The sequence below is a fragment of the Nonomuraea sp. NPDC049269 genome (genome assembly GCF_043197155.1).
Taxonomy (GTDB): domain Bacteria; phylum Actinomycetota; class Actinomycetes; order Streptosporangiales; family Streptosporangiaceae; genus Nonomuraea.
This window is the reverse complement of record NZ_JBICSO010000013.1, coordinates 130,994-150,499: the sequence shown is the minus strand read 5'-3', so window position 1 is coordinate 150,499 and position 19,506 is coordinate 130,994. Positions and strand designations below refer to the sequence as shown.

21 protein-coding genes are annotated in these 19,506 nt (G+C 68.9%); 14 read left to right on the top strand and 7 right to left on the bottom strand.

Annotation, left to right across the window (positions count from 1 at the left end; genetic code table 11):
* Position 1 precedes the first annotated feature (1 nt).
* Entirely contained in the window at positions 2-586 is a 585-nt protein-coding gene (locus tag ACGFNP_RS54690) for a DUF3043 domain-containing protein (RefSeq protein ID WP_358318372.1), read from the bottom strand.
* 153 nt (positions 587-739) lie between these two features.
* On the opposite strand from ACGFNP_RS54690, the gene ACGFNP_RS54685 reads away from it, so the two are divergent.
* From ACGFNP_RS54685 to ACGFNP_RS54655, 7 genes are all read left to right on the top strand, one after another.
* Complete coding sequence (locus ACGFNP_RS54685) at positions 740-1,552, top strand: PspA/IM30 family protein (RefSeq protein WP_358318373.1); 813 nt, start codon at positions 740-742, stop codon at positions 1,550-1,552.
* Positions 1,549-1,827: a hypothetical protein gene (locus tag ACGFNP_RS54680; protein WP_358318374.1), complete on the top strand. Its 279-nt coding sequence runs from the start codon at positions 1,549-1,551 to the stop codon at positions 1,825-1,827. The genes ACGFNP_RS54685 and ACGFNP_RS54680 overlap by 4 nt, the downstream gene beginning before the upstream one ends.
* A gap of 2 nt (positions 1,828-1,829) precedes the next feature.
* Complete coding sequence (htpX, locus tag ACGFNP_RS54675; RefSeq protein ID WP_358318375.1) at positions 1,830-2,729, top strand: zinc metalloprotease HtpX; 900 nt, start codon at positions 1,830-1,832, stop codon at positions 2,727-2,729.
* Positions 2,730-2,734: 5 nt separating this feature from the next.
* Positions 2,735-3,292: a hypothetical protein gene (locus tag ACGFNP_RS54670; protein WP_358318376.1), complete on the top strand. Its 558-nt coding sequence runs from the start codon at positions 2,735-2,737 to the stop codon at positions 3,290-3,292.
* A 25-nt stretch (positions 3,293-3,317) separates the two neighbouring features.
* Complete coding sequence (locus ACGFNP_RS54665) at positions 3,318-4,730, top strand: alpha/beta fold hydrolase (RefSeq protein ID WP_393332132.1); 1,413 nt, start codon at positions 3,318-3,320, stop codon at positions 4,728-4,730.
* Positions 4,731-4,930: 200 nt separating this feature from the next.
* Positions 4,931-7,111, top strand: a complete 2,181-nt coding sequence (locus tag ACGFNP_RS54660) for a serine/threonine-protein kinase (protein WP_393332129.1) — start codon at positions 4,931-4,933, stop codon at positions 7,109-7,111.
* A gap of 36 nt (positions 7,112-7,147) precedes the next feature.
* Entirely contained in the window at positions 7,148-7,774 is a 627-nt protein-coding gene (locus tag ACGFNP_RS54655) for an SIMPL domain-containing protein (RefSeq protein ID WP_393332126.1), read from the top strand.
* Here the strand turns inward: ACGFNP_RS54655 and nadA are convergent.
* Positions 7,771-8,928, bottom strand: coding sequence for a quinolinate synthase NadA (gene nadA, locus ACGFNP_RS54650; protein ID WP_393332124.1), 1,158 nt, complete (start codon positions 8,926-8,928; stop codon positions 7,771-7,773). The genes ACGFNP_RS54655 and nadA overlap by 4 nt on opposite strands.
* A 157-nt stretch (positions 8,929-9,085) precedes the next feature.
* Here nadA and erpA point away from each other — a divergent pair, with 157 nt between their 5' ends.
* Positions 9,086-9,439 carry an iron-sulfur cluster insertion protein ErpA gene (erpA, locus tag ACGFNP_RS54645; RefSeq protein ID WP_219532756.1) on the top strand — a complete coding sequence of 118 codons (354 nt, stop codon included), beginning with the start codon at positions 9,086-9,088 and terminating at the stop codon, positions 9,437-9,439.
* A gap of 123 nt (positions 9,440-9,562) precedes the next feature.
* A complete protein-coding gene (locus ACGFNP_RS54640; RefSeq protein WP_358318381.1) occupies positions 9,563-10,549 on the top strand; it encodes a carbohydrate kinase family protein in 987 nt (328 codons plus the stop codon).
* Between the two features lie 79 nt (positions 10,550-10,628).
* On the opposite strand, the gene ACGFNP_RS54635 is transcribed toward ACGFNP_RS54640, so the two are convergent.
* From ACGFNP_RS54635 to ACGFNP_RS54625, 3 genes are all read right to left on the bottom strand, one after another.
* The gene (locus ACGFNP_RS54635; RefSeq protein WP_358318382.1) at positions 10,629-11,060 is read right to left on the bottom strand and encodes a CBS domain-containing protein; all 432 of its coding nucleotides are present in this window, start codon (positions 11,058-11,060) and stop codon (positions 10,629-10,631) included.
* Between the two features lie 94 nt (positions 11,061-11,154).
* Positions 11,155-11,400, bottom strand: a complete 246-nt coding sequence (locus ACGFNP_RS54630) for a sulfurtransferase TusA family protein (protein ID WP_214637838.1) — start codon at positions 11,398-11,400, stop codon at positions 11,155-11,157.
* The gene (locus ACGFNP_RS54625) at positions 11,397-12,539 is read right to left on the bottom strand and encodes a cysteine desulfurase family protein (protein ID WP_393332119.1); all 1,143 of its coding nucleotides are present in this window, start codon (positions 12,537-12,539) and stop codon (positions 11,397-11,399) included. Before ACGFNP_RS54625 ends, ACGFNP_RS54630 begins: the two co-directional genes overlap by 4 nt.
* 174 nt (positions 12,540-12,713) lie before the next feature.
* On the opposite strand from ACGFNP_RS54625, the gene ACGFNP_RS54620 reads away from it, so the two are divergent.
* The 4 genes from ACGFNP_RS54620 (at position 12,714) to ACGFNP_RS54605 (ending at position 16,980) form a co-directional block, all read left to right on the top strand.
* A complete protein-coding gene (locus tag ACGFNP_RS54620) occupies positions 12,714-13,508 on the top strand; it encodes a cytochrome c oxidase subunit II (protein ID WP_358318384.1) in 795 nt (264 codons plus the stop codon).
* Positions 13,505-15,166: a cytochrome c oxidase subunit I gene (ctaD, locus tag ACGFNP_RS54615; RefSeq protein WP_393332115.1), complete on the top strand. Its 1,662-nt coding sequence runs from the start codon at positions 13,505-13,507 to the stop codon at positions 15,164-15,166. Before ACGFNP_RS54620 ends, ctaD begins: the two co-directional genes overlap by 4 nt.
* Positions 15,166-15,579: a cytochrome c oxidase subunit 4 gene (locus ACGFNP_RS54610; protein WP_358318386.1), complete on the top strand. Its 414-nt coding sequence runs from the start codon at positions 15,166-15,168 to the stop codon at positions 15,577-15,579. The genes ctaD and ACGFNP_RS54610 overlap by 1 nt, the downstream gene beginning before the upstream one ends.
* A 141-nt stretch (positions 15,580-15,720) precedes the next feature.
* Entirely contained in the window at positions 15,721-16,980 is a 1,260-nt protein-coding gene (locus ACGFNP_RS54605; protein WP_358318387.1) for an Ig-like domain-containing protein, read from the top strand.
* Positions 16,981-17,196: 216 nt separating this feature from the next.
* Here the strand turns inward: ACGFNP_RS54605 and trpD are convergent, their stop codons facing one another.
* Complete coding sequence (gene trpD / locus ACGFNP_RS54600) at positions 17,197-18,243, bottom strand: anthranilate phosphoribosyltransferase (protein WP_358318388.1); 1,047 nt, start codon at positions 18,241-18,243, stop codon at positions 17,197-17,199.
* A gap of 9 nt (positions 18,244-18,252) precedes the next feature.
* Positions 18,253-18,651, bottom strand: coding sequence for a hypothetical protein (locus tag ACGFNP_RS54595; RefSeq protein WP_393332566.1), 399 nt, complete (start codon positions 18,649-18,651; stop codon positions 18,253-18,255).
* A 196-nt stretch (positions 18,652-18,847) separates the two neighbouring features.
* Here ACGFNP_RS54595 and ACGFNP_RS54590 point away from each other — a divergent pair, with 196 nt between their 5' ends.
* Positions 18,848-19,498 (top strand): heme-copper oxidase subunit III, encoded by a 651-nt coding sequence (locus ACGFNP_RS54590; RefSeq protein ID WP_358318389.1) that lies wholly within the window; start codon positions 18,848-18,850, stop codon positions 19,496-19,498.
* The last annotated feature ends 8 nt before the right edge of the window (positions 19,499-19,506 follow it).

Genomic DNA, 19,506 nt, shown 5'->3' with positions numbered 1-19,506 from the left:
GTCACTTCTTCGGCGGCACCGGCTTGCCGCCCGGCAGCACCGTGGGCGGCGGGAAGCGCAGCTTGCGGATCTGCAGGGCCCGCATCGCGGCGTAGAAGCCGACGCCACGCAGGCTCTCCTTGGGATACTTCTCCGCCACCAGCTTCTTGACCCGCCAGGCCACGAAGATCGAGGTGAAGAGCACGCCGATCATCATGATCGGCCAGCCGATCGTGATCACATAGCTCAGCACCAGCGGCCTGATGTCGGCCGGCCACGGGATCCAGGTCGCCAGCAGGATCACCAGCGAGAACGGCAGGAAGTACTGGCTCGGCAGCCGCCGCGAGTCGACCCACTCGCGCGCGAACTTACGCGCCGGGCCCTTGTCGCGGGCCGGGAAATAGCGCTCGTCGCCCGCGAGCATGCCCTGCCGGGCCCGCTCACGCTCGGAGTTCTGCTTGGCCCGGGCCTGCTTATAGGCCTCTTTGCGGTCCTTGGGCGCGGTGACCGGCTGGCGCCGTCTACCTTCCGCGTCCCGGCGCTTGGGTGTGGGACGACCCTTGCCCTGGGGCTTAGGATCGTCAATGGGGACGGGGGTGTCGTCCACGGAGGTTTGGGAACGGCGTCGCAACACAACGTCAACCCTACCTGGACGGCAACTTAGTGACGCCCCCGTGCGTTATGCGTAGGGTAATCCCAAGGCGGCTGCGCTGCACTGGGTGAACACCAGCACGACCTAAGAAGGGGACGGCCGACGCGCATGAGCGTGATGAAGAGACTTTCGATGATCTTCAAGTCCAAGGCCAACAAGGCCCTGGACAAAATGGAGGATCCGCGCGAGACCCTCGACTACTCCTATCAGCGGCAACTTGAGTTGCTGCAGAAGGTGCGCCGAGGCGTGGCGGACGTCGCCACTTCGCGCAAGCGGGTGGAGTTGCAGGTCAACGGTCTTGAACAGCAGGCCAGGCGTTACGAGGAGCAGGGCCGCAAGGCGCTGTCCGTCGGGCGCGAGGACCTGGCCCGTGAGGCCCTGCAGCGTCGGTCCAATCTGCAGTCGCAGATGGCCGACCTGAAGATCCAGCATGACAACCTGCAGGCCGAGGAGGAGAAGCTCACCACGGCTTCCCAGCGGCTGCAGGCCAAGGTCGACTCCTTCCGTACGAAGAAGGAGACGATCAAGGCGACCTATACCGCGGCCGAGGCGCAGACGCGCATCAACGAGGCCTTCTCCGGCATCTCCGAGGAGATGGGCGACGTCGGTCTCGCGATCCAGCGGGCCGAGGACAAGACCGCGCAGATGCAGGCCCGCGCCGGCGCCATCGACGAGCTGCTCGCCAGCGGCGCGCTCGACGACTACAGCGGCTCCCGCACCGACGACATCCAGGCCGAGCTCGACCGCATGGGCGGCGGCATGGACGTGGAGCTGGAGCTGGCCCGGATGAAGGCCGAGCTCGGCCAGGGTCCCGCGCCCAAGAGCGCCATCGAGCCGGGTCAGGGTGGTCAGCAGGCCGCGCCGCAGCAGCAGCCTCAGTCGCAGACGCAGCAGTTGCGCCAGCCTGGGGAGGGCGCATGATCGTCAGAATCATGGGCGAGGGGCAGGTCGAGATCTCGGCCGAGGACATCTCGGTGCTGAACGAGCTCGACAGCGAGCTCGAGTCGGCCATCGAGTCCGGCGACGAGGCGAGCTTCCGGGTCAAGCTGCACGCCCTGCTCGACAAGGTCCGCCACGTGGGCAAGTCGCTTCCCGACGACAGCCTTGAGCCGTCAGAGCTGATCCTTCCCCCCGCGGACGCCTCGATCGAGGAGGTCCGGGAGATGCTGGGCGACCAGGGTCTCATTCCGGGCTAGCCGTGAGCAGCACGCGGTTCGCGCCCGACCGCGGCCTGACCAGCCGTATGGTCGTGACGATGTTCCTGCTCGGGCTGCTCTACGTGGCCTTCGTGGGCGTCCTGATCGCCGTGGGCGTACAGGCTCTGGTCGTGCTGGTGTTCGCCGGGGGCCTGCTGCTCGTGCAGTACTTCCTGTCCGATCGCATCGCGCTGTTCGCGATGCACGGCCGCGAGGTCTCACCGCAAGAGGCTCCCGAGCTGCACGGCATGGTCGACCGGCTGTGCGCCATGGCCGACATGCCCAAGCCGCGGGTGGCGATAGCGGATTCCGATGTCCCCAACGCCTTCGCCACCGGCCGCAACCAGCGCAATTCCGTCCTCTGCGTGACGACGGGCATCCTGCGCCGCCTGGAGCCCCAGGAGCTGGAAGGCGTGCTGGCACATGAGCTGTCGCACGTCGCCCACCGCGACGTCGCGGTCATGACGATCGCCTCGTTCCTCGGCATCGTCGCCGGGCTGATGACCAGATTCGCCCTGTACACCGGGCTGGGCCGCAGCCGCGACAACAACGGCGGGGTGCCGATCGGGCTGATCATCATGCTCGTCTCGATCGTCGTGTACGCGATCAGCTTCCTGCTCACCCGCGCCCTGTCGCGCTACCGCGAACTGGCCGCGGACCGGGCGGGCGCGCTGCTCACCCAGCGACCCTCGGCCCTGGCCAGCGCGCTGACCAAGGTCACCGGCGACATGGCCAGGATCCCCAGCCGCGACCTGCGCGAGGCGGAGCCGTTCAACGCCTTCTACTTCGCCCCCGCGCTGGCCAAGGGCACCTCCATCGCCAACTTGTTCTCCACCCACCCACCGCTGGAGCGCCGCCTGGAGCAACTGGCCAGGATCTCCGCCCAGCTCGGAAGGGGCTAAACCGCATGGGCTGGCTCGACACCCTGCTAGGCCGGTCGAAGCCGGTACAACCCAACCTCGACGCGCTGTTCGCGCTGCCGTCCGCGGCGGTGACGCTGCAGGCCGCCACCGGTCTCGGCCCCACCGGTCTCGGCTCGGTGTGCTTCCGCGCGGCGGAGGGCGGCGCGTTCGCCACGCTCGAACGCGACGTACACGAACTGCTCGGCGACCGCGTCGACAAGTCCTCCGACAGTTACGGCTACACCTGGCTCCTGGTGCGCCGTTCGCCCGACGACATCAGTGACCTGGTCACCGAGCTCCACGCGGTCAATTCCACCATGGAGGGCGCCGGGTTCGGCCCCTCGCTGCTCTGCTCGCTGGTGTCGTTCGCCGACCGTGACGGCCGGCGGCTGGCGGTCGTCTACCTGTACAAACGAGGCACGTTCTACCCCTTCGCACCACTGTCCGGCCAGCACCGCGACAACGCGCTGGAACTCCAGGCCAGGGGCGCGCTGGAGGGCGAGCTGCCGCTGGAGCAGGATCTCAGCCGGTGGTTCCCGGTATGGAGCGCCCCCGGGCTCTGATCGCACCGGGTGATCTAATGATCACGTGGAGCGAAGACTGCTGGTGCTCGCGGCCACCGCGTTCGTCGTGGCGGCCGTGCTGTACAGCGCGTGGATGCCCGGCCAGTTCACCAGCCCGCTGGTCGACAGGACCGACGGCCTTGTCGGCGAGCTGGCGGCCCGCGACCAGCCGTCGACGCGCCTGTTCAGGACCAGCGACGTGCTGTCGGGCCTGGCGATCGTGCTCGGCGTGGCGGTGACGTACCGGGTGCGGCGCGAGTGGTCCGGCTGGCTCGCGCTGGCGGCCTTCGGCGTCCTCGTGATCGCCGGCGGGCTGTTCCCGCTCGACTGCGCCGCGCTCGGCGATCCGGTCTGCGAACTCATCCCGCTGTCCCTCTCCCACCACGTCCACGTCGTGACCGGCGTCCTGGCCACGGTCGCCGTGCTGGCCGCGATGGCCCTGCTGAGCCGGTGCTGGAACGCGTACGGCGCCTGGCTCATCACCGGCGCCGCCCTGGGCGCCACCGCGCTGACGCTGGCGGCCATCGCGGGCGGCTACCTGGCGGGGGTGGCGCAGCGCGCGCAGGCGACGCTCACGGCGATGTGGCTCGTGTACGTCGCACTCCGGCTGCTGGTGGCCGATGACCCGGTCGACGGCGGCCCGGGTTCGGGTGGTTTGCTCTTCGGCGGTTCGGGGGCGCACGTGGTCGTTCAGGGGGAGGGGCCGGTGGTGCTCATCAGCGCGGGGCTGGGCGGTGCGTGGTTCCACTGGGATCGGGTGGCCGCCGAGCTGGCGCGGAGCCATCGGGTGGTCCGCTTCGACCGGCCCGGTCTCGGCCGCAGCTCCGCCTCGCCGGCCCCGCCCACCCTGTACGGCGAGGCCGCCCGCCTGGCCGCCCTGGCCCCCGCCCATCCCGGACAGGTCATCGTGGTCGCCCATTCGGTGGCCGCCTGGCACGCGGAGGCGTTCGTCCGGCTGCATCCGATGTGCGTGTCCCGGCTGGTGCTCGTCGACCCGAGCCGCGCCGACCGCCGCCGGCGCGCCGCGTCGTTCGGCCGGGCGGTCGGTCCGTGGCTGCCCGCGCTGGGCGGCGCGTGGGGGGCCACCGCGCTCGCCCTGCTGGCCGGTCCGGTCGTCCATCGGCTGGTCAGGGGCTTGCCTGACCATGGGCGCGCGTACCGCACCGGGCGGGTGCTCGCCGCGGCGGCGGGGGAGTGGTTCGCCCGGCACGACATGGCCGCCGACCTGCACCGCGTCAGAGTCCGGCACGCCTTCCCCGACGTGCCTGTGACGGTGATCAGCTCGCGCGGGAGAGCGCGCGGCCAGAAGCGGCTGGCCGCCGAGCTGAACGCCGACCTCGTCCACCTGACCGCCTCGGCCCGCCGCATCCACCTCGCCGCCTCCGCCCCGATCGCCGACGCCGTCCGCCGCGATCGTGAACCCGGCTCCGCCGGCTGACCGCCCTCGGCCATCGCCCGCTCGACCGACCCTCTCGCCGCCGCCCCGACCACCAGTCGCCCTTCCCGAGCCGCTGGTCCGGTCCGGGCGGTCGGGTGGCCGGGGGAGGTGTTTCAGGAGGTGCGTGCCCTGATGGGCTGACGGGGGGCGGCGCAACCCACCAGAATGGCGGAAAAGACGCCATATATGGGGGTTGCACAATGCCGGACCTCGCGGCCCTTCGGCCAGGGGATCCCGCGTCGGTGGGGGAGTACACCTTGTCGGGGCGGCTGGGCGAGGGCGGCCAGGGGACCGTCTACCTTGCGACCGCCGCCAACGGCGCCCGGGTCGCGGTGAAGTTACTCCGCGCGGACCTGGCGGGGGACCACGAGGCGTCGGAGCGGTTCGTCCGCGAGGTGGCGATGGCGCGGCGGGTCGCACCCTTCTGCACCGCCCAGGTCATCGAGACGGGGCTGTTCGGCCGCCTGCCGTATATCGTCAGCGAGTACATCGACGGGCCGACGCTCGACGAGGTGGTGCGCACGGACGGGCCGCGCTCGGGGACGTCGCTGCACCGGCTGGCCATCGGTACGGTCACCGCGCTCGTCGCCATCCACCAGGCGGGCATCGTGCACCGCGACTTCAAGCCGTCGAACGTGGTGCTGGCCTCCGACGGGCCCCGGGTGATCGACTTCGGCATCGCCAGGGCGCTCGACCTGACCTCGTCGTTGACGGCCGCTGCCATCGGGACGCCGTCGTTCATGGCGCCCGAACAGCTCACGGAGGCGGCTCCCGGGCCTCAGTCGGACATGTTCGCGTGGGCGTGCACGCTGCTGTTCGCCGCTTCGGGGCAGCCGCCGTTCGGGCAGGACAGTCTGGCCGCGGTGGTCAATCGGATCATTCACCACGATGCCGACGTGACGCCGATCGAGGATCCGGCGCTGCGCTCGCTGGTGACGGACTGCCTGGCCAAGGATCCGGCGCGGCGGCCGACGGCGAGCCAGGCGCTGATGCGGCTGCTCGGCCACGGGCCCGGCGGCGCCTCGCCCGGCCTCCTGCACCAGGGCACGGCCGTGGCCGCCTCGGGTCCGGTCCCGCCGGTGATCTCGGGCCACGTCCCCTCGGGGCCGGAAATGGGCTCGATTCCTCGGTACGGCTCCGCACCTCCGCCGGGCTGGACGCCTCCACAGGCGTACGCTCCGGGGAGCTCGGGGCCGATGCGGCAGACGTACCAGCAGCCTCCTCCACCCCCGTTCTACCAGCAGCGACTCCCACTGCCGCCCACCCGGACAGGCGGCAGGCGGGGCACCGGGTGGATCGTCGCCACGGCGGTCGCCTGCACGCTCGTGCTGGCCACGGTGGGCACCATCGTCGCGGTACGGCTCGCCTCCCTGCCCGACCCGATCGCCACCCCCTCGTCGACGCCCGACAACACGAACAAAACGGATAACTCGCCGACACCGACACCGACACCAAGCCCGACCCCGACGCCAAGCTCCACCCCCACGTCCAGCACGAACCAGACCACCCGGACGATCGCGCTGCCCGGCAGTTCCGTCGAGATCCGCGAGAACGGCTCCGACCCCATCAAACTGGCCGCCTACAGCCTGGACAGCGGCAAGCGCGTCTACGTCAGGCGGGCCGCGTCCGACGACTTCACGCTCAACAGCCGCTACTTCGAGTACGCGCTGGCCGCCGACGGCACCCGGGCGCTCGCCACCGACGTCGACTACAGCAGCGACGGCTACGCCCTCGTGTCGATCATCGACCACCGGACCGGCGCCAGGCGCACGGTGAAGCTCAGCGTCAAGCCGGTGTTCCCGACGACGCCGCGCTGGTCACCGGACGGCAAGCTCGGCCTGGTGACGCTTTTCAAGGACACGGGTGGCAAGAGCGTCGAGTACGGCTACGGCGTCATCGACGTCGAGCGGGGCACCGGCAAGGTCTACGAGGTCAAGGAGAAGGGCGCGGGCGAGTGGCGCTTCTTCTGGGACGCCGACGGGCAGGCCGTCGGCACGTGGGTGGGCGGCCGGATGAAGTTCTACGACCTGGACGGCAACGTGCTGCGCACGCTGACCGGCGCGGGCTCGCCCGTCTGGGTGGAGGGCGACGACGTCTCCCCGTCGGGCGGGCTGTTCCTGTCGCACTGCGGCCCGGCGGGTGACACCCTCTGCGCCAGGCCCACGACGGGCGGCGGCACGCCCGTCACCATCCCCTTCGCCTCCAACCGGCTCATCGGCTGGTGGGATGACCAGCACCTGGCCGTGTGGCGGACCAAGGGCGCCGGTTACGAGGCGGTTGTCATCGATCTGAAGGGGCAGATCAGCAGAGTGCTGGCCACCGCGGCGAAGCGGGCCGAGTTCGACAACATGGGCCTGCGCTACAGCCGCGGGACGCCCTGACGAACCCGCCGATCCTACGGACCCAAGGGGGTACGCGTGGAAACGGAGCACGAGCGGATCGCCGTCGCCGGCGAGGGCGCGGTCTCGGCCGCGCCCGACGTCATGCGACTGAACACGGGTGTCGAGGTACGCAGGACCTCGGCCGCCGAAGCCTTCGCGACCGTCCGGGCCGCCGCCGCCCGGCTCACGGAGGCGCTGAAAGGGGCCGGTATCGCCCCTGAGGACCTGCGCACCAGCGAGCTGTCCCTCGGCCCCGAGTACGAGGTCTACCCCAAGGTGGCCGCCTACAGGGCCGCGCAGGGCGTCGAGGCGCTGGTCCGCGACCTGGCGCGGGCCGACCGGGTGATCGACACCGTGGCGGCGGTGGGTGAGGAGGCGCGGCTGAACGGCGTCTCGTTCGAGCTGTCCGACCCCGCCGGGGCGCTGGCGGAGGCGAGGGTACGGGCGTTCCGCGACGCCGCCGCCAAGGCCGCCCAGTACGCCGAACTGGCCGGGCGCCCGCTGGGCCGGGTCGTCTCGGTGACCGAGGAGCTGAGGAGCGGGCCGAAGCCGCTGGCGTTCGCCACGCTCGCGGCGGACGAGAACGCGTCGATCAGCCCCGGACACCAGACCTTGTCGATCGGTGTCCGGGTCGTCTACGCCTTCGGCGACCAGCCGCGCTAGGGGAGGGCCAGCATGCGGTCGAGGGCGACCCTGGCCCAGTGGGTGGTGTCGTCGTCGACCGTGATCTGGTTGACGACCTCCCCGAGCGCCAGCGACTCCAGCGCCCACACCAGGTGCGGCAGGTCGATCCGGTTCATGGTCGAGCAGTAGCAGACCGTCTTGTCGAGGAACGAGACGTTCTTGTCGGGGAACATCACGGCGAGCCGCTTGACCAGGTTCAGCTCGGTGCCGATCGCCCAGCTCGAACCCGCCGGGGCCGCCTCCAGCGTCTTGATGATGTGCTCGGTCGAGCCGACGTGGTCCGCCTTGAGCACCACCTCGTGCTTGCACTCCGGGTGGACGAGCACGTTGACGCCCGGGATGCGGCGCCGTACGTCATCGACGGACTCGGCCGTGAAGCGGCCGTGCACCGAGCAGTGGCCCTTCCACAGGATCATCCGCGCGCGGTCGAGCTGCTCCTGCGTGAGGCCGCCGTTCGGGCGGTGGGGGTTCCAGACGACGCAGTCGTCCAGGGACATGCCCATCTCCAGCACCGCGGTGTTGCGGCCGAGGTGCTGGTCGGGCAGGAACAGCACCTTCTCACCCTGCTCGAAGGCCCAGTCGAGGGCCCGCCTGGCGTTGGAGGAGGTGCAGACCGCGCCGCCGTTCCGGCCGCAGAACGCCTTGATGTCGGCGCTGGAGTTCATGTACGTGACGGGAATCACCTGATCGGCGAGACCGGCGTCCTCCAGGGCCTCCCAGCACTCCTCGACCTGGTCGAAGGTGGCCATGTCCGCCATCGAGCAGCCCGCCGCCAGGTCGGGCAGGATCACCTTCTGCGTCTCACCGGTCAGGATGTCGGCGGACTCGGCCATGAAGTGCACGCCGCAGAAGACGATGAACTCCGCCTCCGGCCTGGCCGCGGCCTGCCGCGCCAGTTTGAAGGAGTCGCCGGTGACGTCGGCGAACTGGATGACCTCGTCACGCTGGTAATGGTGGCCCAGCACGAACAGCCGGTCACCGAGCGCCTCCTTCGCCTTGCGCGCCCGCTCCACCAGGTCCGGATCGGAGGCGGGCGGCAGCTCACCAGGACAGTCGACCCCCTTCTCGCTGTGTGGATCGGCGTCCCGGCCGAGAACGAAGAGCGGCAGCCCAGTCTGGATGGCCATGGCCATACCCCCTTATCGTCGAACTGACGATACTCATCATGACATATGGGGCGTCGCGCTTATTCCGGGGGTCCGGGGGGCTGGGAATGTGTAGCACCGGGGATGTGTTGGTAGCGTCTTAGTAGGACGTCGTAAACAGACAGCCGGGTTAGGGAGTCAGCAGATGACGGTTGAGAGCAACGAGACCACGACGCAGGGCCTGATCCTGACTGACGCGGCCGCCGCCAAGGTCAAGGCTCTGCTCGAGCAGCAGGGCGAAGAGGGCTTGCAGCTGCGCGTGGCCGTGCAGCCGGGTGGTTGCTCCGGTCTCCGTTACCAGCTCTTCTTCGATGACCGTTCGATGGACGGCGACGTGGTTACCGACTTCGGCGGCGTCAGCGTGGTCACCGACCGGATGAGCGCCCCCTACCTGCTGGGCGCCTCCATCGACTTCGTCGACACGATCGAGAAGCAGGGCTTCACCATCGACAACCCCAACGCCACCGGCTCCTGTGCCTGTGGCGACTCCTTCAACTAGTCATCAACTAGTTCGGAGTGGGTGAGGTCCCGCTCGCATTCGTGCGTGCGGGACCTTCGCGTCCGTCCTCGCGTATCCTCGTTTGGGCTTATTGGCTTGCTGACAACGAGGAAGAAGAATCCCGTGCGCATCGCCGTCACCGGCTCCATCGCGACCGACCATCTGATGACCTTCCCAGGAAGCTTCGGCGAACAGCTCATCGCCGAGCAGCTTGATCGGGTGTCACTCTCGTTCTTGGTCGACGACCTGCAGATCCGCCGCGGTGGGTGCGCGGCGAACATCGCCTTCGGCATGGGGTGCCTGGGGCTCACCCCGATCCTCGTGGGCGCGGTCGGCTCCGACTTCGCCGACTACCGCTCGTGGCTGGAGCGCCACGGCGTGGACTGCGACTCCGTGCACGTCTCCGAGAACCACCACACGGCTCGCTTCCTGTGCACCACGGACGAGCACCACAACCAGATCGCCTCGTTCTACACCGGCGCGATGGCAGAGGCGCGGCTCATCGAGCTGCGGCCCGTCTCCGACCGCGTGGGCGGGCTCGACCTGGTGCTGATCAGCCCGAACGACCCCGACGCCATGCTGCGTCACACCGACGAGTGCCGCCAGCGCGGCATCCCGTTCGCCGCCGACCCCTCGCAGCAGCTCGCGCGCATGGGCGACGAGCAGATCCGCGACCTCGTCGACGGGGCCGCCTACCTGTTCTCGAACGACTACGAGAAGGGGCTCATCGAGCAGAAGACCGGCTGGTCCGACGCCGAGATCCTGGACCGGGTGGGCGTCCGCGTCACCACGCTCGGCCCCAAGGGCGCCGTCATCGACCGCGCGGGCGAGCCGTCCATCCAGGTCGCGCCCGCGCCGGAGGTGGGCAAGGCCGACCCGACCGGCGTCGGCGACGCCTTCCGGGCCGGCTTCCTGTCCGGTCTGGCCTGGGACCTGTCGCTGGAGCGCTGCGGCCAGCTCGGCAACCTGACCGCCACGCACGTCCTGGAGCGGGTCGGCGGCCAGGAGTACGAGCTGGGGCAGAAGGCATTCGTGGAGCGGTTCGCCGCCGCCTACGGGGCCGGCGCCGCCGAGGAGATCGCGGGCCTCGTGCACTGCCACCACGCCTGACCCGCACCACCGCGACCGAACGCGAGCCGCCCCGCCGCACGATCAGTGTGGCGGGGCGGTGGTCTCCCCGGCCAGGCGGTCAGGCGCCCCCGTAGACGCGGTGCACGAACTCGGCCAGCTGGTCGTCGGGCAGGTGCTTGGCCAGGTCGGCCTCGGAGATCATGCCCACGATCCGGTTGCCCTCCATCACCGGCAGCCGCTTGATCTGGTGCTGCTCCATGCGCTGCAGCGCCTCCTCGACCGTGGCGTCGACCGGTACCCAGACCAGCCCGACCACCAGGTCGCCGGCCCGCATGTGGGCCGGGTCACGCCCTTCGGCCACGCACTTGACCACGATGTCGCGGTCGGTGATGATCCCGGTCACGCGGTCTTCGACGCAGACCGGCAGCGCTCCCACGTGGCTGTCACGCATCATCTGCGCGGCCCGGTCGAGCGTCTCGTGCGCGGGGATGCACTCCGCGCCCTCGCTCATCAGGTCACGGGCGGTCTTGTGCGGGTGTCCATCCGTCATGTCTCTTCCCCCCCGGAAGTCGACGATCTGACTCCGAGGGGTTATTGCCCGTTTGATGGGGTTTACGCAGATCTTTTAACGTACGTGCCAGATGTCAGTAATTGCGGCGTACGTGAATGGACCAGCCGCCCTGCGGCAGCTCGTAGGAGCCCACGTGGCGGTGGGACTTCAGGCGGCACCACGCCGGTACGTCCGTGAACGCGGCCGGATCGTCGGCCAGGACGGCGATCACGGCGTTGAGCGGGACATAGTTGATCTGCTCGGCGAGCATGATGATCGGAATCGGGCACTTCTTCCCGAGCGCGTCGATCGTCAATGACGGCTGAATGACCTCGGTCATGCGACTCCTGCGTCCTGCCGGATTCGGTGCACCACATCGGGCAGCACGGCCAGGAATCTGTCGACCTCGGCCGCGGAAGCGCCCCTGGGCAGTGACACCCGGACATTCCCATGCGTGAGCACGCCCATCGCTTCCAGAACGTGCGATGGACGAAGCGTACTAGCGGTGCATGAACTCCCGGACGATACCGCGAATCCGGCTTTGTCCAGTTCGGTGAGCAGCACCTCCCCGTCGACGTAGAGGCAGGAGAAGGTCACGATGTGGGGCGCCCGCTCGACGGGGTCGCCGATCACCTCCACGTCGGGCACGATCTCCGGCACGGTCCGCCTGATCTTGTCGACGAGCGCGGAGAGCCGGGCACCTTCCCGCGCCGCCTCGGCGGTCATCGCCCGCAGGGCGGCCGCGGCGGCGACGATGGCCGGCACGTTCTCGAACCCGGGGACCCGGCGCCGCTCGCGCTCGTCCTCCGGCAGGAACGACCGGAACCGCGTGCCCTTGCGCACCGCCAGCACGCCCACCCCGGCGGGACCGCCCCACTTGTGGGCGCTCGCGGTCAGGACCGACCAGCCCTGCGGGGTCGGCAGCCGCCCGGCCGTCTGGGCGGCGTCGACCAGCAGCGGGACGCCGTGCTCCCGGCAGGCGGCGGCCACCTCGTCCACCGGCTGGAGCGTGCCGACCTCGTGGTTGGCCGTCTGCAGGCAGGCCAGGCCCGTATCGGGCCTGGACACGGCGGCCTTGAAGGCGGCCGGGTCGACGCGTCCGCGCAGATCCACCCCCACGATCTCCACCGTACCGCCGCCGCGTTCGTGCAGGCTGGCGGCGTGCAGCACGCTGGAGTGCTCGACCGCGCTCGTCACCAGGTGCCGTCCGGCGCGCCGTCTGCCGTGTAGGGTGCCGAGCACGCCGAGATGCACCGCCTGCGTGCCCGAAGAGGTGAACGACACCTCGTCGGGACGCGCGCCGAGCGCCTCGGCCACCTCCGTACGGGCCTGTTCCAGCAGCAGGTGCGCGCGGCGGGCCTGGCCGTACAACCTCGCGGGGTCGGCCCAGCCGACATCGATCGCCGCCAGGAGCGCTTCGCGGGCCTGGGGGTGGAGCGGCTCGGTCGAGGCCGCGTCAAAGTACGCCACGAGACCCATCGTCCCACTCGCGGTGCACCATCGAGGGGGTGCGCGGGAGGGCGGGGCTCTTGCACGCTAATGTGTCTCCAATCAGCTGTGCTTTTAGACATACGACCGCCCAGGAGGACTCCTGGGCTTCATCTGTGGGGTAGGCGATCCGTGAGTCCGACCCGCCGTTCGCCACGGCGTTCGTTGACCCGGCGCAGAGTGCCGCGAGCCGCCGCTTTGGCGTTGCTGCTGGCCTCCGCTACGGCATGTGCTAACGACATTCCCAAGGCCAATTGGTCCGACGGTCTGCTTCCCGAGCACATCACCAGCCAGGGCGACATCGTCCAGAATCTTTGGAACGGGGCCTGGGTCGCCGCACTCGCCACGGGCGCCGTGGTCATCGTCCTGATCATCTGGGCTTGCGTGTTCCATGTGAAGCGCAAGGCCAAGGCCGAGCTCCCGCCGCAGGTCCGTTACAACCTGCCGATCGAGATGCTCTACACCTTGATCCCGCTGGTCATGGTCTCGGTGTTCTTCTTCTTCACCGCGCGCGACAGCCGGGATCTGCAGGTGCTGTCCGGCCACCCTGACGTCAAGGTCAAGGTGGAGGCGTTCCAGTGGAGCTGGCGCTTCACCACGACGGTCAACGGCAAGACGCTGAAGCCGGTCGTGGGCCAGCCCGTGAGCGACTACAAGTCGGGCCCGCAGCTCGTGCTGCCCGTGGGTAAGAAGGTGGAGTTCGAGCTGGAGTCGCCCGACGTCATCCACTCCTTCTGGGTGCCGGCGTTCCTGTTCAAGCGTGACGTCATCCCGGGGCTGGCCAAGGACAACAAGGGCCGCTTCTTCGAGATCACCACGCTCAACAAGCCCAACGTCTACGCGGGCCGCTGTGCCGAGCTGTGCGGCGTCGACCACAGCCGCATGCTCTTCTCGGTGAAGCTCGTCCCCGACGCTGAGTGGAACCAGTACATCGCGACCCAGGCTGGGAGTGCCCAGTGACCGCCATCCAAGAGCCACTCTCGACGACCGCCCGGCCCGTTACCAAGGGCCAGGTGATCGTGAAGTGGCTGTCCAGCACCGACCACAAGATCATCGGTCACCTCTATCTGATCACGTCGTTCGCCTTCTTCCTGATCGGCGGCGTCATGGCGCTGATCATGCGGGCCGAGCTGGCGCAGCCGGGGCTGCAGATCACCAGCAACGAGCAGTTCAACCAGCTGTTCACCATGCACGGCACGATCATGCTGCTGATGTTCGCGACGCCGCTGTTCGCCGGCTTCGCCAACGAGCTGATGCCGCTGCAGATCGGCGCGCCCGACGTGGCCTTCCCGCGGCTGAACATGGTGAGCTACTGGCTCTACCTGTTCGGCAGCATCATCGCGGTGTCGGGCTTCTTCACCCCCAACGGCGCCGCCTCCTTCGGCTGGTTCGCCTACACGCCGCTGTCGACCGCGATCAGCTCGCCGGGCATGGGCGGTGACCTGTGGATCATGGGTCTGGCGCTGTCGGGCCTGGGCACGATCCTCGGCTCGGTGAACTTCATCACCACGATCATCACCATGCGCGCGCCAGGCATGACCATGTTCCGGATGCCGATCTTCACCTGGAACATCCTGCTGACCAGCATGCTCGTGCTGATGGCCTTCCCGGTGCTGGCCGCCGCGCTGCTGGCCCTGGAGGCCGACCGCAAGCTCGGCACCCACGTCTTCGACGCGGCCAACGGAGGGGCGCTGCTGTGGCAGCACCTGTTCTGGTTCTTCGGCCATCCGGAGGTCTACATCATCGCGCTGCCGTTCTTCGGCATCGTGAGTGAGATCTTCCCGGTCTTCAGCCGCAAGCCGATCTTCGGTTACATCAGCCTCGTGGCCGCGACGATCTCGATCGCCGGCCTGTCGATCACGGTCTGGGCGCACCACATGTTCCCGACCGGGCAGGTGTTGCTGCCGTTCTTCTCGTTCATGACGTTCCTCATCGCGGTGCCGACGGGCGTGAAGTTCTTCAACTGGATCGGCACGATGTGGCGAGGGCATCTCTCGTTCGAGTCGCCGATGCTGTTCTCGGTCGGCTTCCTGATCACCTTCCTGCTGGGTGGTCTGACGGGCGTCATCCTGGCCTCGCCGCCGCTCGACTTCCAGATCAGCGACACCTACTTCGTCGTGGCCCACTTCCACTACGTGGTCTTCGGCACCGTGGTGTTCGCGATGTTCGCGGGCTTCTACTTCTGGTGGCCCAAGTTCACCGGCAAGATGCTCGACGACAAGCTCGGCAAGCTGCAGTTCTGGCTGCTGTTCATCGGGTTCCACACCACGTTCCTGATCCAGCACTGGCTCGGCGTCGTCGGCTTCCCGCGCCGCTACGCCGACTACAGCCCCGACGACGGCTTCACCGACCTGAACATGATCTCGTCGGTCGGCGCGTTCGTGCTCGGCCTGTCGGTGCTGCCGTTCTTCTACAACGTCTGGAAGACCGCGCGCAGCGGGCAGAAGGTCACGGTCGACGACCCGTGGGGCTACGGCAACTCGCTGGAGTGGGCGACCTCCTGCCCGCCGCCGCGGCACAACTTCACCTCGCTGCCGCGGATCCGGTCTGAGCGTCCCGCGTTCGACCTGCACTATCCGCACGTGTCCGCCAAGAGGCCCCAGGAGGTCGAGGCCTGATGAAGGTTCAGGGTTGGCTGTTCCTGCTGTGCGGCCTGTTCTTCGCCGGTGTCGACGTCGCCTACTGGTTCTGGACCAAGGCGGATACGGGTCACGGAGAGCCGGTCGGCACCACGGCCATGGCCATCTCGGTCGGCTTCGCGTTCATGATCGGCTACTACCTGATGTTCACGGCGCGGCGCATCGGCGCCCAGCCGGAGGACAACAAGCAGGCCGAGATCAGCGACGGCGCCGGTGAGATCGGCTTCTTCAGCCCGAGCAGCTGGTGGCCGCTGTTCCTGTGCCTGGCGGCGGCGTTCGCGTTCGCTGGGTTCGTGATCGGCTTCTGGATGTTCCTGATCGGCGTATTCCTGATCATCATGGCCATGATCGGATTTGTCTTCCAGTACTACCGGGGTAACTTCTCGCACTGACGGCGAGGCTTACGGCGGGTGTCCTCTTCTGGGAGGGGGCGCCCGCTTTTTGCTGTTCTTTGCCGGGGGGCGGATGTGACGAATCGATCACTCAGGGTAATAAGTGAGGGGAATGGAGCGATCTCGGACGGGGGAGTGCACGTGGGGCGCTTGGCTCATAGATCGGCCGGACTGCTGGCCCTGGCTCTGCTGGCGTCGTGCTCGGGGTCCGAGACCGGCACTACTGGAAACGCCGCCCCGGTGGGCGCCACCGGCGGGGCGAGCGCGGTCGCCAGTACGGCCACGACCGGGGCGGGGAAGCCGGCTGCGGGTGCCACGGTCGTGGTGAACCCGCTCGACAAATCCGCAAATATCCCTACAGACCACACCGTCCTCGTCGCCGCCCAGTCCGGCACGCTCAAGAGCGTCCGCATCCAGGGGGGCAAGGCGGGTCAGTTGCCGGGCGTGCTCAGCGCCGACGGCACCAGCTGGCGCAGCACCCGGATCGCCAAGCCGGGCACCACGTACACGGTCACCACGGTCGCCGCCGGCCCCGACGGCAAGACGAGCGAGACCACCAGCACGTTCTCGACGGTCAAGGCGGAGAAGTTCTTCGACCTCGAGACGGTGACGCCCAACCGGTACGACACCGGCCTGACGGTCGGGGTCGGCATGCCGGTCATGATCACGTTCGACCAGCCGATCACCGACCGGGTGGCGGTCGAGCGCAACCTCACCATCCGCAGCTCGAAGCCGGTCGAGGGCGCCTGGCACTGGTTCGACGACCGGCACGTGGACTTCCGGCCGGCGAAGTACTGGCCCGCCCACACCAACGTCCGGCTGGAAGCCCACCTGGCCGGCGTACGGGGTGCGGAAGGCGTGTACGGCAAGCGCGACTTCGCCTTCAACTTCAAGATCGGCCGTGAGCAGATCACCAAGGGCAGCACCGACGTCCACATGCTGACGGTCCGCCGTGACGGCAAGAAGATCCGCACCATGCCGATGAGCGCCGGCCAGGGCGGGGCCTGGAAGTACTACACGACCTCCGGCGTCCACCTGGCCATGTCCAGGGAGCCGGTGACCGTCATGACCTCACCCGGCATCGGGCCCGGGTCGCCGGGCTACTACCAGCTGACCGTCTACAACACCGTACGCATCTCGAACAGCGGCGAGTACATTCACAGCGCGCCGTGGTCGGTCGGCTCGCAGGGCTACTCGAACGTGAGCCACGGCTGCGTGAACGTCAGCCCGGAGAACGCGGCCTGGTTCATCAAGAACACGCTGATCGGGGATCCGATCATCATCACGGGCTCACCCCGCCCGCTGGAGCCGACCAACGGGTGGGGGCACTGGCAGGAGAGCTGGAAGGAGTGGCTCAAGTGGAGCTCACTCAAGGCGGCACCGACGATGCTCATCCACTGACGGCTCCCGTAGGCCCCTGTGGCGGCCTCCTGGGCGAGCCAGCGCCGTCAGCGGCCTGTTGAGCGTGACAGCCTGTCAGGCGGCCTGTTGAGCATACTGGCCTCTCCAGGCGGCCTGCTGAGCGAGCCGACCTGTCAGGCGGTCTCTGAGCGAGCCAGCCTGTCAGGCGGCCTGCTGCGAGCCGGTGTCGGCGGTCTCCTGAAGCGGGCCGGCGTGTCAGGCGGGGCGGAGGGCGCGGCTGGTCGCTATCCAGCGGTCCAGGGTGGCCGAGCCGTTTCCGGAGTCGACGGCCTGGGCGGCGCGCGCGTAGCCGTCGATCATGGCCGCGTCGAGGTCGTCGCCGGGCCCGTCCAGCGCCACCAGGGCCGCCGCCGCGTTGAGGAGCACGGCGTCGCGCACCGGGCCTGGCTTGCCGCGCAGGAGGTCGTGGACCGCCTGGGCGTTGAAGGCGACGTCGCCGCCCCTGAGGGCGTCCGCGTCGGCCCGGGGGATGCCCAGGACGGCGGGGTCGAAGACGGTCTGGGTGGCGGCGCCGTCCTTGACGATCCAGACCGTGGAGGTCGTCGCGATCGTCAGCTCGTCGAGGCCGTCGTCGCCGCGGAAGACCAGGGCGGAGACGCCGCGCTCGGCGAAGACACCCGCCAGGATCGGCAGCATGCGCTTGTCGAAGACGCCGATGGCCTGGGCCGCGGGGCGGGCCGGGTTGGTGAGCGGGCCGAGGAAGTTGAAGACCGTCGGGACGCCGATCTCCTTGCGCGGCGGCCCGGCGAAGCGCAGCGCGGGGTGGTAGACGGGGGCGAAGCAGAAGGCGATGCCCGCCTCGCGGGCGACGTGGGCCGTCTGCTCGGGCGTCAGGTCGAGGTGGATGCCGAGGTGCTCCAGGACGTCGGCGGCGCCGCACGAGGAGGAGGCGGCGCGGTTGCCGTGCTTGACCACGCGGGCGCCCGCGGCGGCGGCCACGATGGCGGCCATCGTCGAGACGTTGACCGTGTGGGCGCGGTCGCCGCCGGTGCCGACCACGTCGACGACCGGGCCCTCGATGTGGAGGGGGGTGGCCAGCTCCAGCATGGTGCGGGCCAGGCCCGCGACCTCGGCCACCGTCTCGCCCTTGGCCCGCAGCGCGATCGCGAACCCGGCGATCTGGGCCGACGTCGCGGAGCCGGACATGATCTCCCGCATCGCCCAGGACGTCTCGTCGGCGGTCAGATGCTCACCTGACAGGAGAGCGGAAAGCAGGGCGGGCCAGGTCGTCCGGGCATCCACGGAAGGCACCTACTTCGCGTTGAGTCGGGTCGAGGCGCGGCGGCGCATCAGGTCGGCGACGGTGTCGGCCAGCACCATGGGCTCCAGCGGCTGCGGGACCACGGCGTCGGCCTTGGACCATTCGGCCAGCCAGCGGTCGTCGCGCCTGGCGATGATCAGGCAGACGGGAGGGCAGTCGTAGACCTCGTCCTTGGCCTGGCGCGAGACGCCCATGCCGCCCGCCGGCTGGGTCTCGCCGTCGAGGACGGCCACGTCGATCTCACCGGAACCCAGCCATTGGTGCACTTTGGGCTCGGTGGCGCACTCCACGATCTCCACGAAGGGGACATCGGCGGCGGGTCGCCGGCCGATCGCCAGCCGTACCTCTTCACGGGTGGCGGCGTCGTCGCTGTAGACGAGGACCCTCATCGTGTCGTCGGTGCTCACGGTCGCGCTCACTATCGGTCGAAGCGGTATGGTCACCTGGAATCGTACCGGTGCCCCGGCCCCCAAACCCAGGCCGCCGTCTCTAGCGGTCGTTTTGTCCCTATTTTCTTGGGTTGTAGGCATGTTTGTTCCTGCTACGGGGGGGTCGTGCGTCGGACCGGCTACAGAAGCCGCAATAATGCTGCCCGTGGCGACAGCATCCGCAATAACTTCGACGACGACAGCACAGCCGTACCGCAGACCCAATCTGGTCAGCGTCGGTACGATCGTCTGGCTGTCCTCCGAGCTCATGTTCTTCGCGGCGCTGTTCGCGATGTACTTCACCATCCGGTCGGTGAGCGAGGGCAAGGGCCTCGAGTGGGGCCCCGCGCTCGTCATGCAGGGCGTGGAAGCCGAAGGCGCTCACCTGAACATCCCGTTCGCGACGGCCAACACGATCATTCTGGTTCTGTCGAGTGTGACGTGCCAGATGGGCGTGTGGGCCGCGGAGAAGGGGCAGGTCGGCAAGCTCCGTTTCTGGTACCTCGTCAGCTTCCTGATGGGCGCGGTCTTCGTCGCCGGTCAGCTGTACGAGTACGGCGAGCTGGCGAAAGAGGGCGCGACCCTGTCCGCGAACGCCTTCACCTCGGTGTTCTACCTGACGACGGGCTTCCACGGCCTGCACGTGACGGGTGGCCTGATCGCGTTCCTGTTCATGCTGGGACGCACGTACGCCGCGAAGCGCTTCACGCATGAGCAGGCCACCAGCGCGATCGTCGTGTCCTACTACTGGCACTTCGTCGACGTCGTCTGGATCGGCCTTTTCGCGACCATCTACATTATTCGTTAAGGAACGGG

Excerpts from the sequence above, each read along its gene's own strand:
- ACGFNP_RS54670 (WP_358318376.1), top strand. The coding sequence starts at position 2,735 with ATGGGCTGGCTCGACACCCTGCTAGGCCGGTCGAAGCCGGTACAACCC.
- ACGFNP_RS54590 (WP_358318389.1), top strand. The coding sequence starts at position 18,848 with ATGCTGCCCGTGGCGACAGCATCCGCAATAACTTCGACGACGACAGCA.
- ACGFNP_RS54610 (WP_358318386.1), top strand. The coding sequence starts at position 15,166 with ATGAAGGTTCAGGGTTGGCTGTTCCTGCTGTGCGGCCTGTTCTTCGCC.
- ACGFNP_RS54680 (WP_358318374.1), top strand. The coding sequence starts at position 1,549 with ATGATCGTCAGAATCATGGGCGAGGGGCAGGTCGAGATCTCGGCCGAG.
- ACGFNP_RS54630 (WP_214637838.1), bottom strand. The coding sequence starts at position 11,400 with ATGACCGAGGTCATTCAGCCGTCATTGACGATCGACGCGCTCGGGAAG.
- erpA (WP_219532756.1), top strand. The coding sequence starts at position 9,086 with ATGACGGTTGAGAGCAACGAGACCACGACGCAGGGCCTGATCCTGACT.
- ACGFNP_RS54660 (WP_393332129.1), top strand. The coding sequence starts at position 4,931 with ATGCCGGACCTCGCGGCCCTTCGGCCAGGGGATCCCGCGTCGGTGGGG.
- ACGFNP_RS54635 (WP_358318382.1), bottom strand. The coding sequence starts at position 11,060 with ATGACGGATGGACACCCGCACAAGACCGCCCGTGACCTGATGAGCGAG.
- ACGFNP_RS54595 (WP_393332566.1), bottom strand. The coding sequence starts at position 18,651 with ATGAGGGTCCTCGTCTACAGCGACGACGCCGCCACCCGTGAAGAGGTA.
- ACGFNP_RS54625 (WP_393332119.1), bottom strand. The coding sequence starts at position 12,539 with ATGGGTCTCGTGGCGTACTTTGACGCGGCCTCGACCGAGCCGCTCCAC.
- ACGFNP_RS54685 (WP_358318373.1), top strand. The coding sequence starts at position 740 with ATGAGCGTGATGAAGAGACTTTCGATGATCTTCAAGTCCAAGGCCAAC.
- nadA (WP_393332124.1), bottom strand. The coding sequence starts at position 8,928 with ATGGCCATGGCCATCCAGACTGGGCTGCCGCTCTTCGTTCTCGGCCGG.